Annotated in this window: 16 protein-coding genes; 13 read left to right on the top strand and 3 right to left on the bottom strand. The window is 59.8% G+C overall.

Translation table 11 applies throughout. From position 1 onward, the window contains the following. Window positions 1-7: 7 nt before the first annotated feature. Window positions 8-613 (bottom strand): helix-turn-helix domain-containing protein, encoded by a 606-nt coding sequence (locus BUA38_RS33060; RefSeq protein WP_156898838.1) that lies wholly within the window; start codon window positions 611-613, stop codon window positions 8-10. A gap of 152 nt (window positions 614-765) precedes the next feature. On the opposite strand from BUA38_RS33060, the gene BUA38_RS33065 reads away from it, so the two are divergent. The 13 genes from BUA38_RS33065 to BUA38_RS33125 all read left to right on the top strand — a co-directional run bounded on the left by BUA38_RS33065 (window position 766) and on the right by BUA38_RS33125 (window position 14,892). Beyond that, window positions 766-1,161 (top strand): hypothetical protein, encoded by a 396-nt coding sequence (locus BUA38_RS33065; RefSeq protein WP_072824703.1) that lies wholly within the window; start codon window positions 766-768, stop codon window positions 1,159-1,161. A 3-nt stretch (window positions 1,162-1,164) separates the two neighbouring features. Further along, a complete protein-coding gene (locus BUA38_RS33070) occupies window positions 1,165-1,563 on the top strand; it encodes a cupin domain-containing protein (protein WP_072824705.1) in 399 nt (132 codons plus the stop codon). 106 nt (window positions 1,564-1,669) lie between these two features. Then, complete coding sequence (locus tag BUA38_RS33075) at window positions 1,670-2,560, top strand: cyclase family protein (RefSeq protein ID WP_083587869.1); 891 nt, start codon at window positions 1,670-1,672, stop codon at window positions 2,558-2,560. Between the two features lie 50 nt (window positions 2,561-2,610). Then, window positions 2,611-3,465 (top strand): FAD binding domain-containing protein, encoded by an 855-nt coding sequence (locus BUA38_RS33080; protein ID WP_072824709.1) that lies wholly within the window; start codon window positions 2,611-2,613, stop codon window positions 3,463-3,465. Beyond that, window positions 3,462-5,777 carry a xanthine dehydrogenase family protein molybdopterin-binding subunit gene (locus tag BUA38_RS33085; protein WP_072824711.1) on the top strand — a complete coding sequence of 772 codons (2,316 nt, stop codon included), beginning with the start codon at window positions 3,462-3,464 and terminating at the stop codon, window positions 5,775-5,777. Before BUA38_RS33080 ends, BUA38_RS33085 begins: the two co-directional genes overlap by 4 nt. After that, complete coding sequence (locus tag BUA38_RS33090; protein WP_072824713.1) at window positions 5,770-6,258, top strand: (2Fe-2S)-binding protein; 489 nt, start codon at window positions 5,770-5,772, stop codon at window positions 6,256-6,258. The genes BUA38_RS33085 and BUA38_RS33090 overlap by 8 nt, the downstream gene beginning before the upstream one ends. Then, on the top strand, window positions 6,255-8,534 hold the full coding sequence (locus BUA38_RS33095; protein WP_072824715.1) for a xanthine dehydrogenase family protein molybdopterin-binding subunit: 2,280 nt from the start codon (window positions 6,255-6,257) through the stop codon (window positions 8,532-8,534). The genes BUA38_RS33090 and BUA38_RS33095 overlap by 4 nt, the downstream gene beginning before the upstream one ends. Before the next feature lie 63 nt (window positions 8,535-8,597). Continuing rightward, complete coding sequence (locus tag BUA38_RS33100) at window positions 8,598-9,209, top strand: SRPBCC family protein (RefSeq protein ID WP_072824717.1); 612 nt, start codon at window positions 8,598-8,600, stop codon at window positions 9,207-9,209. Window positions 9,210-9,367: 158 nt separating this feature from the next. After that, a complete protein-coding gene (locus BUA38_RS33105; protein ID WP_072824719.1) occupies window positions 9,368-10,468 on the top strand; it encodes a BMP family ABC transporter substrate-binding protein in 1,101 nt (366 codons plus the stop codon). A 20-nt stretch (window positions 10,469-10,488) separates the two neighbouring features. Further along, window positions 10,489-11,991: an ABC transporter ATP-binding protein gene (locus BUA38_RS33110; protein ID WP_072824721.1), complete on the top strand. Its 1,503-nt coding sequence runs from the start codon at window positions 10,489-10,491 to the stop codon at window positions 11,989-11,991. 7 nt (window positions 11,992-11,998) lie between these two features. Then, entirely contained in the window at window positions 11,999-13,102 is a 1,104-nt protein-coding gene (locus tag BUA38_RS33115; protein WP_197685890.1) for an ABC transporter permease, read from the top strand. Window positions 13,103-13,175: 73 nt separating this feature from the next. Then, window positions 13,176-14,111, top strand: a complete 936-nt coding sequence (locus tag BUA38_RS33120) for an ABC transporter permease (protein ID WP_072824725.1) — start codon at window positions 13,176-13,178, stop codon at window positions 14,109-14,111. A gap of 61 nt (window positions 14,112-14,172) precedes the next feature. Then, window positions 14,173-14,892: a cysteine hydrolase family protein gene (locus tag BUA38_RS33125; protein ID WP_072824727.1), complete on the top strand. Its 720-nt coding sequence runs from the start codon at window positions 14,173-14,175 to the stop codon at window positions 14,890-14,892. A gap of 20 nt (window positions 14,893-14,912) precedes the next feature. Here BUA38_RS33125 and BUA38_RS33130 read toward each other — a convergent pair whose 3' ends face one another. Then, window positions 14,913-15,311: a VOC family protein gene (locus tag BUA38_RS33130; protein ID WP_072824729.1), complete on the bottom strand. Its 399-nt coding sequence runs from the start codon at window positions 15,309-15,311 to the stop codon at window positions 14,913-14,915. Beyond that, on the bottom strand, window positions 15,308-16,321 hold the full coding sequence (locus tag BUA38_RS33135) for an isopenicillin N synthase family dioxygenase (RefSeq protein ID WP_072826630.1): 1,014 nt from the start codon (window positions 16,319-16,321) through the stop codon (window positions 15,308-15,310). Before BUA38_RS33135 ends, BUA38_RS33130 begins: the two co-directional genes overlap by 4 nt. Between the last annotated feature and the right edge of the window lie 150 nt (window positions 16,322-16,471).

Here is a 16,471-nt window from a genome sequence, read left to right on the forward strand (position 1 = left end):
AAATCCTTTATGACTCTCGATCAAGATTGAACCACAAGGTTCTGACCTTGCGACGTCCGTAATTCCAGATCTTGTGCGGACGGCGAGAATTGTAGGAAATCAAATCGCCGCTCTTGAGAATGTAGGGCGTCTTGTCGACTTCGACAGTCAATACGCCCTCGAGAACGAAGCCGTATTCAAAGCCCGCGTGCGACAAAGCGGCATCTGAATTGCCTGTATTCGGCTCATATTCGTTGATGGCGATCGAAAGACCGCGGGTGCGGTCTTCGCGGATCAATCGGCGGACAACATGCATGGGCGTTTCGACAACGTGATGCTGTGATGCCCGCACCACCAGATCCTCGTCCGATTCAGGTTCGCTGGCGATCAGATCCGACATCGTAACTCCCAGCGCGCTGGCGATCACGATCAGGGATCCGATGGAGGGCGATGCCCGGCCGCGCTCGACGAGACTGAGCATCGACACACTCAGTTTCGTACTCTCGGCGAGCACCTGGAGCGTCATGTTCCGCGCCTGCCGCACTTCGCGGATACGCTCACCGATCGCGGCAAGGGTGCTGGCGGTGGTCTCCGCCACGTTGTCCGGCAGTTCGGGAGAAAATTCGGTGGTCACCAAGGTTTTCCTTTTGTCTTTCACCGCTGCCGTCGAACCACGCCGAATACCCGGCAAACGTCATTACCCATCAAGCCGTCAGAAAGCTATTGCCTCTCGCAATAATTTATATACAGTTAAAAAAATTATAGTATGAATAAAAAGGCAATTCGATGCCTGCGAACTGTACGCGTGTTGTCGACAGTGCTGTCGGCTGCCCAGAAATACCGATCATTGTCGGCTCTGGCAACGCCAGGGTTGTAATGTGGCCGGGGAACAACGCTCAGTTCCGCACCTTTCAGATTATCACGCTGACAGCCGGGGCCCGCACCATACGGCTGCACCACGGCAGCGATGCCGTCTACTACGTGATGAGCGGCGCCGGTTCGATCGTGGATTTGGTCTCGAGCGAAGTGTTTCCGCTGGCTGAAGGCGCGATGGTGCACATCGACGCGGGCGATGCTTATGAATTCAGGGCGGGCGATCATCAGGATTTCAAAATTCTTGGCGGGCCGTGTCCTGCCGACGAGAGCCTCTATGCCGATCTGGCTTTCCCGGAAGGACAATAGTCAATGGCGATCCGGATATTTCATCGCGATCATCCGAGCTTGAGGTTGCCGCTGATCTCCAAGGATGCGCGTTTCGTGGTTTGGCCGGGTATCGGCGCCTGGCACGCCAATATGAACTACGTCGTGCTTGAGCCCGGCGAAGCCAATGTTCCTCACATCCACTCCATTTCTGAAGACACGATCTTCATTCTGGAGGGCAAGGGAACGATACGAGACTACACCAACAACATTGAATTGCCGTTTCATGCCGGTTGCGCCGTGCATGTTCCGGTCGGCGTCAAGCACGCGGTCGCGGCGGATCGGGGCGTGACCGTGGTCAGCGTCGGTGGCCCCAGTCCTGCGGATGTGCCGCTGCTCAAGGCGGTGGGCGCGCTTCCTCCGGACGCTACGGCGCCGAAATGATCGAACCGAAAAAAGGGATGCGGATGCGAGATCTCGATAGACGATAGTTTTGATCTCCACCGCCAACCGGTCGGATAAACGGCCGGGAACTTAACCAGGAGCCGTTATGAAGATTGTGGATCTGTCTCATTTGATGAACGTACATACGCCGGGCTGGGTCGGATATGCCGGCAATCAAATGTACTACGCGCAGAATCTGCAGACCAAGATGATCGTCGCGCAGCGCATCGACACTGCGCTTCATGTCGGCACCCACATCGATGGCGCAATGCATGGTACCGACGGCATGGGCGACATGGCGTCTTATCCGCTCGATTTCCTCGTGGGGCCGGGCGCGGTTGTCGACGTCTCCAAGCATATGGATGATTGGGCCGTGATCACGCCGGAGATGATCGAGCAGGCGCCGGTCGAGGTTCGCGACGGAGATATTCTGATCATTCACACTGGCTGGCACCGCTATTGGGAAGGTCAGCCCGAACAGGATCTGGTTCGATATTTCTGCATGCATCCCGGCGGGAAAATCGAACTGCTCGAATGGATGCTCAAGAAGAAAATCAAGTGGTTCGGAATCGATTGCGGATCGGGCGATCATTCGATGAATACCTCTATCCGCGTGATGCGGCCGGATCTTGCGAAACGATTTGAGGCGCGCGTCGGCAAGACCTGCGAAGAATTCTTCGGGGAGTACAATTACATCCACAAGAAGTCGGGCCGTCACGTTGCGGAAGACATGTTTCCCTTCCACTCATATGCGTTTCAGGAGGGACTCATCCACGCCGAGAACGTCGGCGGCGACATCGAAAAGATGTTGAATCAACGCGCGGTGATCGGAGCGTTTCCCTGGCGCTATGAAGGTCTCGAGGCGTGTCCATGCCGGATCGTCTGCTTCCAGGGGATGGACGAGGCGGTTGAGGCCGTCGGAGACGTTGCAAAGGCAGTGCTGAGTTCGCGCCGTATCGCAGCGGGGCAAAGCATGGGGGGGCCGGACGGCCGCTAAAATCTTTCGCCCGCATTCGCGCGCAGGCGCGTCACTCTGGTTCGGAGCTTATGAAGCCGGCATCGTTCAAATATTTCAGACCAGGCAGTGTTTCCGAGGCGCTCGCTCTGCTGTCTGAAAATCAGGATGACTGCAAGATTCTTGCGGGCGGGCAGAGCCTGGTCCCTGCGATGAATTTTCGGCTGCTGCGGCCTTCGATCATCATCGACATCAATGAACTGAAAGAACTGTCCGCCATTGGCGCGAAAGATCAAAGCGTCTCCATCGGCGCATTGACGCGTCATGCCGCATTTCATCGAGATATCGCCGCGGGTCCCCTCGGCCGTCTCCTGACCAAGGTGGTGCGGCATATCGCGCATTTTCCCATCAGGCAGCGCGGCACCTTCGGAGGCAGTCTAGCTCATGCCGATCCGGCTGCGGAATGGTGCCTTGTCGCAACAACGCTGGGGGCGCAGATCGTTGCCAGAAGCAGTCGTGGCGAGCGGGTCATCGCGAGCCGTGAATTCTTCAAGGGGACGTTCACGACGGCGCTGGCCGCCGACGAAATCCTTTCGGAGATCCGTTTGCCGATGATGGCGGACGACTGGCGAACGGGGTTTAACGAATTTTCCCGCCGTGCCGGCGACTTTGCGCTGGGGATGGCCCTGGCTGCGCTGCGGATTGAGTCCGGCGTCGTAACAGAGGCAAGGCTCGGTATTGGCGGCGTATCGGATCGCGCCATCCGTCTCGAAAAGCTGGAGCAATCGCTCGTCGGCAAACCGGCTTCGCCGCAAACCTTCGATGCAATTGCCCAGGAGGCTCGCGAGGCGGTCATTCCAACCGCGGATATCCATGCCTCCGCCGAGTATCGCCGGGATCTCATTGCGACGGTCGTCAAGCGCGCGTTGAGCGAGGCCGCCGCATGAACTGGATCGGACGGTCGTTGCCGAGGCTCGAAGATCCAACCCTCTTGAAGGGGTACGGCAGCTACGTCTCCGATCGCATTGGCGCTGCGGCCGCCGTTCGCTTTGTTCGCAGTCCGGTCGCTCGCGGCACCATCGTCGACATCGAAATGCCGCCAGACGCAATCGTTTTCACGGGCCGCGATCTCGCCGATCTCAAACCGATCCGCCCGATCCTTCATCGCCCCGATTACATCCCGATTGGACAGCCGGTTCTGGCGATCGATCGGGTGGTTTTCACAGGTCAGCCCATCGCGGTCGTCGTGGCGGACAGCCAGGCGCTTGCCGAAGATCTTGCCGAACAGGTCTTCGTCGACATCGCGACCACCGATCCCGTGCTTGATCTCGATCTCGCCTTGGAAACCGGCGCCGATCCGGTTCATCCCGAGGCGCTGGAAAACGTTCTGGTCGAAGGCCGGATGAAGACTCCCGGCATCGACAAGGCCTTCGAAGAGGCGGCCGAAATCGTAACGCTCGATCTGCGTTCGCATCGCCAGTCGGCGGCCCCGATAGAGGCACGCGCCGGGTTGGCTGAATACCAGGCCGGCAGCGGACGGGTGACGCTGACGGCTTCGGTTCAGATGCCGCATATGCTGCGGACGGGTATCGCCGACACGCTTGGCATCGCGGAGTCGGATCTTCGCGTCATTGCTCCCGATGTCGGCGGCGGCTTCGGTCAGAAAATGTCGCTGTTTCCGGAGTATGTCGTGTTGGTCTGGCTTGCACGCAAGCTGAAGCGCAACGTCGCCTGGACCGAAGATCGCCGGGAGAACTTTTTGGCTTCTGCCCATAGCCGCGATCAGGCCTTTACGGTTCGGGCTGCCTTCTCGCGAGAAGGCCGGCTGCTCGGCCTGGACGCCGATCTGCGTTCCAATGTCGGAGCATTCTCCTGCTATCCCGTCACCTGCGGGGTCGAACCGCTGATGGCGTTTGCCGAATTGCCGGGCCCGTATAATTTCAGCGAATACGCCGCTCGCTCCCGAGGCGTGACGACAAACACCTGCATGATGGCGCCTTATCGTGGCGTGGCCCGCCCCATGCTGACCTTCACCATGGAACGTCTGATGGAGGTTGCGGCGAAACGGCTGGGAATGGATTCGATCGAGATTCGCCGCCGCAACCTGATCGACAGCTTTCCGCACCGTTCGCCAACCGGTCTGGTGTACGACGAAGGTTCCTACAAGCAGGCCATGGAAGTGGCCGTCCAAAAAATGGACGTTCCCGCTTTCAGGATCAAGCAAGCCGAGATGCGTGCCAAGGGACGTTACATCGGGCTTGGCATTTCCGTCTTTAGCGAACGTACCGGCTACGGCACGCCAGCATATGCGGCGCGAGGCATGGACATCGTTCCGGGCTACGAGATCGTCGATTGCTCGATGGATCCGTCCGGCAATGTCGATCTGCGCATCGGATCGTCGCCGCACGGCCAGGGCTTGAAGACCAGTCTCGCCCAACTCGTGTCGGACGAATTGGGAATCGACGTCCAAAAGATCCGGGTCATTTCCGGAGACACCGATACGACACCGTATGGCTGGGGCACATTCGCCAGCCGATCGATGGTGATTGCCGGAGGCGCGTCAAAGCTGGCGGCGGCGAAAGTTGCCGGAAAGCTGAAGGTGATGGCGGCGCAGTTACTGGATGCAACTCCCGAGGCCGTCAGCTTGAAGGATGGCTGGGCCCGTGTCGTCAATACCAACAAGGCGATCGAAATCGGTGAGCTGGCTCGCGCCGCCTATCACCAGAGCCACCGTTTCCCCGGTCAGTCCGCAGGCCTTCATGAAAACGCGTTTTATGACCCGCCTGGCACGTTCTCCAACGCCTGCCATTCCGCCGTCGTTGAGGTCGATATCGAAACCGGCGGCGTCAGGATCGAACGATTTCTCGTCGTGGAAGATGCGGGCGTGCTGATCAACCCGATGATCGTCGATGGTCAAATCGCCGGTGGGGTAGCCCAGGGAATCGCCAACGCCTTGCTCGAGGAAATGATCTACGACGAGACCGGCAATCTCCTGACAACATCCTTTGCCGACTATTTGCTTCCCACGATCGCCGAAATGCCGGAAATCGAAATCCTTCACCTGGAAACCGTTTCTCCCGAAAGCGTGACCCACGCCAAAGGCGTTGGCGAAGGCGGCGCCATCGGCGCACCTGCCGCCATCGTCAATGCAATCGTGGATGCACTGTCGCCGTTTGGGATCGAGATATCCGAAATTCCCGCCACGCCTCAGAGGATTCGGGAACATTTGCGCAAGGCGGGAGCGCGCCTGAATGCCTGACCAAATCAGCCTCACCCTGAACGTCAACGGCCGCGACTATCACGTCGTGGTGGAGCCGCGTCGTACGCTGGCCGACGTGCTGCGCGACGACTGCCACCTGACTGGTACCCACATCGGATGCGAACATGGCGTCTGCGGCGCCTGTACGATCCTCGTCGACGACAAGCCGGTTCGTTCGTGCCTGATGTTTGGCGTCCAGGCCGAAGGCAAGAAAATTCGTACCGTCGAAGGGCTTGCCGACGGCGATACGCTGCACCCCCTGCAAAAGGCGTTCTGGGAAAATCACGGCCTGCAATGCGGCTTCTGCACGCCCGGATTCCTCATGCTTGCAGCCGGCGCATTGCAGGAAACGCCCGACATGTCCGATGAGGAAATCAAGGAGGTGTTGTCGTCCAACCTCTGCCGCTGCACCGGTTATCAAAACATCATCAAAGCGGTTCGATTGGCTGCCTTGGAGATGCGATCCGGGGCGCGCAGATGAACTATATCGGCCGCTCGCTGAAACGCATCGAGGACCGTCCGTTGCTGCTTGGGACGGGCACGTTTGCGGCCGATTGCAATTGGCCTGGCCAAGTTCACATGCGTGTTGTGCGCTCGCCGGTCGCGTTCGGGAAGATCCTGAGCGTGGACGCAACGGAGGCCATCCGGGTGGAGGGCGTCGTTGCAGTCTGGACCATCCAGGATGTTGACGACCTGCCGCCTATCGACTTTCGTCAAATGCGGGCAGAGGGTCTCATTCCCTACCGACAGTGGGTTCTGGCGCGCGACTACGTGCGTTATGTAGGCGAACCCGTCGCCGTCGTCTTCGCCTGCGATCCCTATATCGCCGAAGACGCTGCCGACCTCGTTTTTTGTGACATAGAGGAACTCGACGCCCAGCTTGATGCCACCGCGGAGCCGTCGCTGTTTATGCCGGACAGCCATCCGGGTCTGCTTTCAGAGCCGGCGGTGATACGCCGCTCCTATGGCGACATGGATGCCGCATTCAGACAGGCCTATCGAGTGGTCGAACTCGAGGCGAAGGTCGGACGTCATACCGGCGTTCCCCTGGAGACCCGCGGTGCCCTCGGCGTCCTCGATGCAAGCAGCGGTGTCTTGACGCTCTATGGCGCGTCCAAGGTGCCGCACTACAATCGTGACGCCATCAGCAAGATGCTGAGTCTCGCTCCCGATAAGCTTCACCTCAGCGAAGGGCATGTCGGCGGCGGATTTGGAATACGCGGCGAGCTGTATCCGGAAGATGTGCTGGTATGTGCGGCGGCGCTGCGGCTGCGACGGCCGATAAAATGGATAGAGGACCGCAGGGAACACTTGCTGGCCGCCAATCATTCGCGCGACCAGACCTATCGTCTGCGGGCCGCTGTCGATGCTCGTGGTTTCATTCTCGGCCTTCAGGCCAAATTTTTCACCGATCAAGGTGCGTATGTGCGCACTCATGGCACCACGGTGACAGACTTGTCCGCCGGCCTGCTCCCCGGTCCCTACCTGGTTCCTGCCTACGCCGTCGAAGGTCACATTCGTCTCACCAACAAGACGCCGGCGGGCACCTATCGTGCGCCCGGACGATATGAGTCGACCTTCGCTCGCGAGCGCTTGATCGAAAAAATCGCATCAGAACTGGAGCTCTCGTCGGTCGATGTCCGGCGCATCAATCTCATCCCCGAAAGTGAAATGCCGTTTCACCGGGGCATCGAGACGCTTGGAACTCATGTCGTTTATGATTCCGGAAAATATCGGGATCTTCTCGAGCGCATGCTCGTCCATCTCGATTACGATCGTTTGCATCGAGAACTCGCGGCCCGTCGTGTGAACGGCGAGATGGTCGGCCTGGGCATTGCCTATTTCGTCGAAAAAAGTGGGCTCGGTCCCGACGATCTCGTCCGCATGAGCCTCGACAAGATGGGAGCCGTCGAGATCGTAACGGGCGTCGCATCCGTCGGTCAGGGCGTAGAGACGATACTGGCGCAGATCTGTGCGGAGACGCTCGATATCCCGATTGAGCGTATCAAGGTCGTTCACGGGCAGACGGATCGTATCGAGCGCGGCCGCGGCGCCTTCGCCTCACGCGTTACGGTTATGGCGGGCTCCGCCGTGAAGATTGCTTCCGAGGTGCTGCGCGATCGCGCCGTCGAAGTCGCCGCCGATCTTCTCCAGGCCGCACCCGACAAACTTCGCCTCATCGACGGCGCGGTCAGCGTGGGGGAAGGCGGCGCTTCGATACGCCTCGCGGAGATCGCCCGCCACCTTGACGAGGCAGGCGGGCTGAAAAGCGAAGGTTGGTTCCAGGCCGACCACATGACCTATCCTTACGGTATTCATTTCGTGCAAGTTAAGATCGATCCGTCGACCTGCGGCATCGGTATCGAAAGATATCTGGTGGCCTACGATGTGGGACGGGCCATCAATCCGATGCTGGTCCACGGACAAATCGCAGGCGGCGTAGCGCAGGGCATCGGCGGAGCGTTGCTTGAAGAGTTTGTCTATGACGGGCAGGGACAGCCTCTCGCCGCAAGCTTTGCCGACTATCTGATGCCGACATGTCATGAAGTGCCGGACGTCGAAGTATTGCTCCGCGAAGATTCGCCGAGCCCGTTGAATCCGCTTGGCGTGAAAGGTGCAGGAGAGGGCGGGATAACCGGCGTTGGCGCGGCCCTTGCCTCCGCGATTGATGCAGCTTTGCAGCAGCCGGGTGCGGTTGACCGGCTTCCGATCACGCCGGACCGCCTGCACCGCATCTTGCATGCAAGGCAGGGATAGTCTCGGCGATGAGGCGACCGAAAGAGGACAGGTGAGCTTGCTACACGATCAGACAGGATACGAATGAAGCTCCATCAGGAATTTACGATCGCGCATCCACTCGACGAAGTTTGGCGTTTCTTTCGCGACGTCCCAAGGGTTGCCGGTTGTTTGCCAGGTGCCGAATACGTCGGCGCGAACGAGGATGGACGTCATCTCGGCAAGGTTTCGGCCAGGGTCGGTCCGTTTCAAGCGAGCTTTGAAGGTGAGGCGACGGTTCACTACGACGACGAAAAAAAGTCGGTGGCGCTTGAAGGCAAAGGCGTTGACCGCAAAGGAGCCAGCCGCGGCAAGATGAGCATGAACTGTCTCCTGCTGCCGTCGGGCGACTTAACGGGGGTTGTAGTCGATTCCGATATTCAACTTTCGGGAACGATCGCGCAGTTCGGTCGGACCGGACTGATCTCCGAAGTCGCGAACGCGCTTGTCGCCGACTTTGTGGGCAACGCCGAAGCCGAACTCGGTTCGATGCGTTCAACGACGCCCGGCGCTGACCGCGATGTTGCCGCGAAACCGTCTGCGGCAAACGCAAGCGCCCGCAGGGCGATCGGCGGCTTCGCGCTGCTCCGGCTGCTCATCAAGGGGTTATTCAGGTCCTGGTCGCGTCGCAGCGACGGAAAGGCGGGCCGCCCATGACATCGAGCCCAAGCGTTCGTCGCGGAATCTTGCTGCCCAGTATAGCGCCGCGAGCTGCGCAAATATTGGGCGCGCTATTTCCTGCGTGCTTTGAAACTATTCGTTCGTGGAACGATGTCGTCGCCCCGTTTTACGGGGTCAACAGGAGGGTAGAGCTGATGCAACAGGTGTTGAAGAGAAGATACTGGACCATGCTCGTCGCGGCCGGCGCGGCGGTTTCTTGCGGCACGATGGCTGCCTACGCCGCCGGCTTCACGCTTCCGGCGCCGGCGAAAATTGCATTCCTTTATTTTGATCAGAAGAACGACGGCGGTTGGACCCAGGCCTTTGACGAGGCGCGTCCGAAAATCGAAGAGGCCGTCGGCATGAAAATCCCGTTCGTGGAGAAGGTGCCTGAGGTGGCCGGTCAGATCAAACCAGCAGCAGAGCAATTCATCCAGCGCGGTTACAACGTCATCATCGGCACAGCCTTCGGATATTCGGACACGTTCAAGGAATTGTCCGAGAAATATCCGAAAGTCGCCTTCCTCAATGCGTCGGGCACAACGAACGGCTCCAATCTCGAGTCGTTCTACGGGCGAACCTATGAGAGCCAGTATCTGTGCGGCATGATCGCCGGCGGAATGTCCAAATCCGGCAAGCTCGGCTTTGTCGCCGCTCACCCGATCGGTCCGGTCAACTGGACCATCAACGCCTATGAACTCGGCGCTCAGAAGATCAATCCGAAAGCGACAGTGACGGTGATCTTCACCGGCGCCTGGAACGATCCGGTCAAGGAACGCGCTGCCGCCTCCGCACTTGCCGACCAGGGCATCGGTGTGATCGGCCAGCATGTCGACACGCCGACACCGCAGATCGTCGCGCAGGAGCGCGGCATTTACGGCACCGGACATCACCGCGATTTGCGTGAGTTCGCGCCGAAGGCGACGCTGTGCTCTTCCGTTTGGACGTGGGACAAGTTCCTGTCGCCCGAACTCAAGAAAGTGGCGGCGGGTGACTGGCAGCCCAATCCGTATGGCGCATTTCCCGGCATCAAGGATGGCGGCACCGATATCGCTTGCTGCGGGCCGGCAGTACCCAAGGATCTCGCAGACAAGGTGATGGCCGAGCGCGCCGCAATCGTCGCCGGCAAGCAGATCTTCACGGGGCCCATGAGCGACACGGCGGGCAAGGAAATACTTGCCGCGGGCAAGCCGATCGACGACGGGGGTCTTTGGAAGATGACCTGGTACGTGCCAGGCGTCATTGCGCAGAAATAGAAGTACCTCTGGACTGATTGATGGCCGTTGCGCTCGAACTCTCCGGAATAAAAAAGACGTTTGACGGCGTCGTCGCGCTCGACGGCGCCGTCTTCTCGGCGAAAACCGGTGAGGTTCACGCACTGCTCGGTGAAAACGGAGCGGGCAAGTCATCGTTGATGAACATCGCGGCGGGCTTCTACGTACCGGATACCGGGACTCTCGCCGTGAATGGCGAAATGGTTGCGCTGTCTGGTCCGGCCGACGCCCGCCGCCGCGGCATCGGAATGGTTCACCAGCATTTCAAGCTGGTGAAACCGTTCACCGTTGCGGAAAATATCCTGCTGGCGAATCCGCAGCCGGCGTATCGCTCCGGAATTCGAGACGTCCGCGATAACGTCCGGAAGCAGGCGGCGCAACTCGGTTTCAATATCGATCCCGAACGACGGGTCGGAGATCTTTCGGTCGCCGAACAGCAGCAGGTGGAGATCATCAAGGTTCTGATCGGGGGGACGAGAATTCTTATTCTCGATGAGCCGACAGCGGTCTTGACCGATGCCGAAGCCGAACGGTTGCTTGAGATCGTTCGCCGTCTCGCAAGCAGCGGCGTCGCGGTGGTCCTCGTTACGCACAAGCTCAACGAAGTCAAACGCCATGCCGATGCCGTAACCATCATGCGCGGCGGACGAACGGTGGCAACGGCCGATCCGCGTGCGGCTTCGACCGCAGAACTGACCGAGTTGACGGTGGGGCAGACGGCACCGCTTCCCATCCGGGCGGAGCGCCCGCGGGGCACGACCCGGCTCAATGTGGGTGCCTTGCATTGCGCGCGCAACGACGGCCAGGTGATGGTGGCCGACGCCAGTTTCTTCGTGCGGGGGGGAGAAATCTATGGCCTCGCTGGTGTCAGCGGTAACGGTCAGGCGGAGCTCGCCGAAGCGCTGATCGGTGCGCGCGAACCGCTTTCCGGCGAAATCTGGCTGGAAGGGCCGGGTGATGTCGCCCCGCTGCCTCCGGCCGTTCGTCGCGACGCCGGGCTCGCCGCGATACCCGCTGATCGTTATGCGTTCGCATTGGCCGGCTCGCTGTCGGTCGCCGACAATTTCACGGTCGCAACCATCAAGTCCGGGCGTTACGGACCGCCCTGGTTGATCGACCGCGGCGCCATGCGACGGGACGCCGCCGAGGCCGTCATCGCTTACGATGTTCAGGGCGTCCGCGGCGTCGGGCAGAAGGCAGCGTTGTTATCGGGGGGCAACGCCCAGAAGCTGGTGATATCCCGCGAATTCAGCCGGCAGCCGGCGGTGGTAGTAGCGCACAGCCCAAGCCGTGGCCTTGATGTGCGGGCCTGTGCCGCGGTGCATGAGCGGTTGCTCGCCGCGCGTGATCGTGGGGCCGCGGTCGTGCTCATCAGCGAAGATCTCGACGAAATCCTTGCCCTCTCCGACCGGATCGGGGTCATGACACGGGGACGGATCGTGGCCGAATTCGACCGGCCGGCTGACCGCCAGGCAATTGGCCGTGCAATGGTGGATCATGCATGATGTGACGATGATCGTCCGTGAAAATCCGTCCTCGCCGACGGCGCCGAAGCCAGCGTCGCGTCGCGGTATCGGCCGCTTTACGCTGGACATGCGTCAGGCTATTTCGCCGGCGAAACAGGCGGGCATTCTCGCCGGTTCGCTCGCCATCGGGCTGATCATTTCGGTAGCGATACTCGACCTCGCCGGCATCGCGCCGCTTGATCTCGCTGGAGAGCTCGCCGGTGTGTTTAACGCCGATAGTCTGCGCTCGGTATTGGTGCGGGCGGCGCCGCTGATCCTAGTGGGACTCGGCGCCGGCCTTTCGTTTCGCATCGGATTTTGGAATCTCGGCTTGGAAGGCCAGATGATCTTCGGCGGTATCGCGGCGACCGCGGTCTCGATCTATGCCATCGGGCCGGAATCCACACGGCTCATCGTCATGGGCATTGCCGCGTCCTTGGGCGGCATGCTGTGGGTGATGTTGGCCTACTGGATGAAGACGCGTTTTCGCGTCAACGAGATTATATCGACGCTGCTGATGAATTACATTGCCTCATATTTCTTGCTGCACCTGCTCTACGGTGCCTGGCAGGACTCCAAGACGGCATTTCCTCAATCGACCCAATACCAGCCGTTCGAGCGTCTTTCGGACATCGGATATGGCGTCAACGGCGCGCTGTTGATCGCACTTGCGGCGGCCGCGGTGGCGGCTTGGGGAGTCCACCTCAGCCGTTTCGGCTTCTACATGCGCTTCATCAGCGCCAACCCCAACATGGCACGCGTGGTCGGTGTTCCCGTGCGAGCCATCAGCCTGGCCGTGATCGCGATCTCCGGTGTCGCGGCCGGACTTGCCGGCTTTGTCAATGTCGCAAGTCAGGAGGGACGACTGACGCAGTCGTTCTTTGATGGATATGTTTTTTCCGGTGTCCTGATCGCTTTCCTGTCGCGCAACGATCCCATTATCGTGGTGATTGTGGGATTTCTGCTCGCGGTGCTGTTCGTGACCGGTCAAACGCTTCAGGTATTCTACCAAATTCCCTTCACCATGGTGCAACTCGTCGAGGCCATTATCGTGATCGCTGTGGCGTCATCTGAATTCCTTATCAGACATCGCATTCGCTGGACCCGCTGAACATGCGCGGCAGTAAGAAGGATTCAATGGCAAGCCTCTGGAAGGCGGTACCGCTGGAAGCAAGGCCGTGGATATGACGGAGTTTCTCACCAACTGGCTGGCCAACGCGCCGGGTACGGCCGCGCCTTACGCGTTCGCTGCACTCGGCTTGATCATTTCCGAGCGTTCCGGCGTTTTGAACCTGACCGCTGAAGGGTTGATGCTTGTGGGAGCCGTCGCCGGCCTCGGAGCCAGCCTGACGTGGGGCGGCCATCCGCTGATCGCGCTTCTGATCTCGATGCTGGCGGCGAGCCTGGTGTCATTGTTGTTCGCCGGTCTGGTCGTGATCCTGCGGGTCAATCAAGTAATTGCGGGCCTATCAATCGTATTCTTTTGTCAGGGGCTGACCGGCTTGATCGGTACACTTGCGAACTGGCAAAACCACCCGATCGCCGGTTTGAGCAAGATCGCAATCTGGCCGCTGTCGGAAATTCCGGTCGTCGGCCGAATCCTGTTCGTTCAGGACCCGATCGTCTACCTCGCCATTCCAATTTTCTTTGGGGTTTCGTTTTTCCTGCAAAAATCGATGCTGGGCTTAAGGCTGCGTGCGGTCGGCGAAAATCCTGCGGCTGCGGATGCCGCCGGTATCAACGTTTCGCTGTACCGGATCGGCGCCATCGTTGCCGGTTCGGCGCTTGTCGGATTGGCTGGCGGCTATATTTCCGTCGTCAGCGTCAAGCTGTGGGTCACCGGCATGGTTGGCGGGCGTGGCTGGATCGCGGTGGCTCTCGTGGTATTCGCACGCTGGGCGCCATGGCCGGCTCTTGCCGGTGCGTTGCTGTTCGGCTGCATCGAAGGGGTCGTCCCCCGTATCGCAGCGGCCGGGATCAGCGTGCCACAATATTTGATGCTGATGACGCCTTATGTCGCGACGATAGCTGTCATGATGTGGGTAGGGGCTCGCAATCGCGGCTATTTGGGAGAGCCTGGCGCGCTGGGTCAGCCGCACGTACGCGAGGAACGACGATGATAAACTCGGTCGGCAGGATCAGCTTCGGGCCGCACCTTAGATAATCAGGAGCGTCATCGCTATGCGCATTCACGTTTATGGCAAACCGCATGAAATCACGACGGGATTCGACGATTATCTCGATCCGTCGAAGACCGCAGTGGTATCGATCGACATGCATCGCGGGCATCTCGATCCGTCACCCGATTGTCCGTGCCCTGCGCCGCGGGCGCGCGATGTCGTGGCGCCAATTGACGCCTTTCACGATCTCGTTCGATCGTTTGGCATTCCCATCATCCACGTCCGGTCGGTATTGCGGCGTGGCGGCGCCGACGATCTCAACGGCATCAGCGCCGCATGGCGGCGTACTTTCCCGCTCCACGTGGGCGCCATCCCGAATAGCGAGGCTCATGCGATCGAAGGATCGCGCTGGACTGAATTCGTGACCCGGGTCGAGCCCACCGATTTGATTGTCGAAACCAAACGCCGGCTGTCCGCATTCTATCCGACCGATCTGGATTTCCTGTTGCGCAATATGCACGTTGAAACCGTCGTCCTTAACGGCGGCTTCACGGACTGCTGCGTTCTCAACACCGCCTTTGATGCCAACAATCACAATTACCGGGTGGTCGTCGCGCGCGATCTCGTGCGCGGAACGGACGACCATCTGGAGGCGGCGGCACTAGCGATGGTCTCGTTGCATCTCGGACTGGTAGTGGATTCTGCCGACTTGATCGCAGAGTGGCGAAACGCGAAACCGCGCCTGAGCGGGGCGCCGGACAGGGCCGCCAAAATTGCTTGAATGCGCTGTCCGCGCTGCCGCTATTCCAGCATATGATTGATGCGGAAGACGTTCCCCTCGGGATCGAGCAGAACCGCCTGATACCAGTTGTAGTAGGTCTTATACGGCGACTTCACCAATTTGGCGCCCAAGGAAACGGCCTTCGGCGTCATTTCATCGACCTCGGCCGCACTGGCGACATCGATGTTGAGCAGAAATTTGATGCCGCTGACTTGCGAGAATTCATCCAGCTTCAACAGGCCGTAAGCGTCCTGCGCATTGAATCCCAGGCTGCTGCGTCCGGTATCCAGTCCGCGAAAAATGGGCGAGCGGATTTTTTCGATCTCCGTGAAACCGAATACATCCATATAGAACTGGCTCAGGGCGACGATGTCGCGTGCGAAGACGTTGACGTAAGACAGCGTCGGAGAATCCGTCATGCCGACTTCCTGGTGCCTTCGCCAAAAGTCGTCTGCTTGACGAACTTGCTGGTCAGGTGATCGCCCGATGAGACCGGCTCGTATTTGACGGGGTTGTCAGGGCCCTTGCAGCTTTCCAAGCATTCGACCATCGCGTCGTAATTCGGCTGATGAAAGAAGACCAGGGAAAGCCGCGCGCTGTCGCCGGCCTTTTCACGCGGCGGATTGGCGACCCGATGCAGCGTCGAAGACCACAGATCATTGGTCCACTGCATCATGAGGTCGCCAATGTTCACGACGAAGCCGCCGCCGACTGACGGCACGTCGACCCATTCTTCGTCCTTGTTGTAGACCTGAAGGCCTCCCGGACGGTCTTCCGTACGCACGATGGTCAGGCTGCCGTAGTCGGAATGCGCGCCGGCGCGCAATTGACCGGGCAGGGGCGCCTCGTGCTGGTTGGGATATTTGAGCGCGCGGAACATGCTGATGTGACGATCGATCTTGTCGTCAAAATAGGTTTCCGGCAGTTCCAGGCCGAGCGCAAAAATGCGCATCAACGTTTTGGAGAGGTCCGACATCGCCTCGAAATATTCGGTCCACGAAGCCTTGAAATCGGGGATCTGTTCGGCCCAGAGGTTCGGTGCAAAATGCGGTCCGGCGGCCGGGCCGTTAAAATAGGGATCGTCGGGCACGGCAACGGGGCCGATCGAAAATGATTCCTTGAGGTCGCCGGGTGACTTCTCGCCAAGGCTGTAGGAAAGCCCTTCATCGCCGACCGCACTGTAGCCGCGAACCTGGTCGTCCTTCGGCCGCTTGAGCGCCATTTTCGCCGCTGCCGGCAAATCGAAAAAAGCCCGTGCGCTCGCGTCGACTCTGTCGACCAAAGCGGGAGAGACCCCATGCCCCGTGATCACCAAAAATCCGATGTCACGGCAGGCTTGCGCCACCGCTTTGGCCACGGCCTCTTTGCCTTCGGATGAACCGTTGCGGTATGGCGAAAGGTCGATAATCGGAATGGTCTTGAGTGTCATGGCCCGTTCCATTGTTTGGTGCCTTCGTCGAAGGCAGCGCCGCAACTTTGCGAGCTATAGGCAAGCAGGTTCTGTGCCAATATAAGAGGCTGGGGCTCGCCATCAGCAAAGTGGCAGAACAAACTGCCGCCGAGGGCTTGTGACTACCAG

The sequence above is a fragment of the Bradyrhizobium erythrophlei genome (assembly GCF_900142985.1).
Taxonomy (GTDB): domain Bacteria; phylum Pseudomonadota; class Alphaproteobacteria; order Rhizobiales; family Xanthobacteraceae; genus Bradyrhizobium; species Bradyrhizobium erythrophlei_B.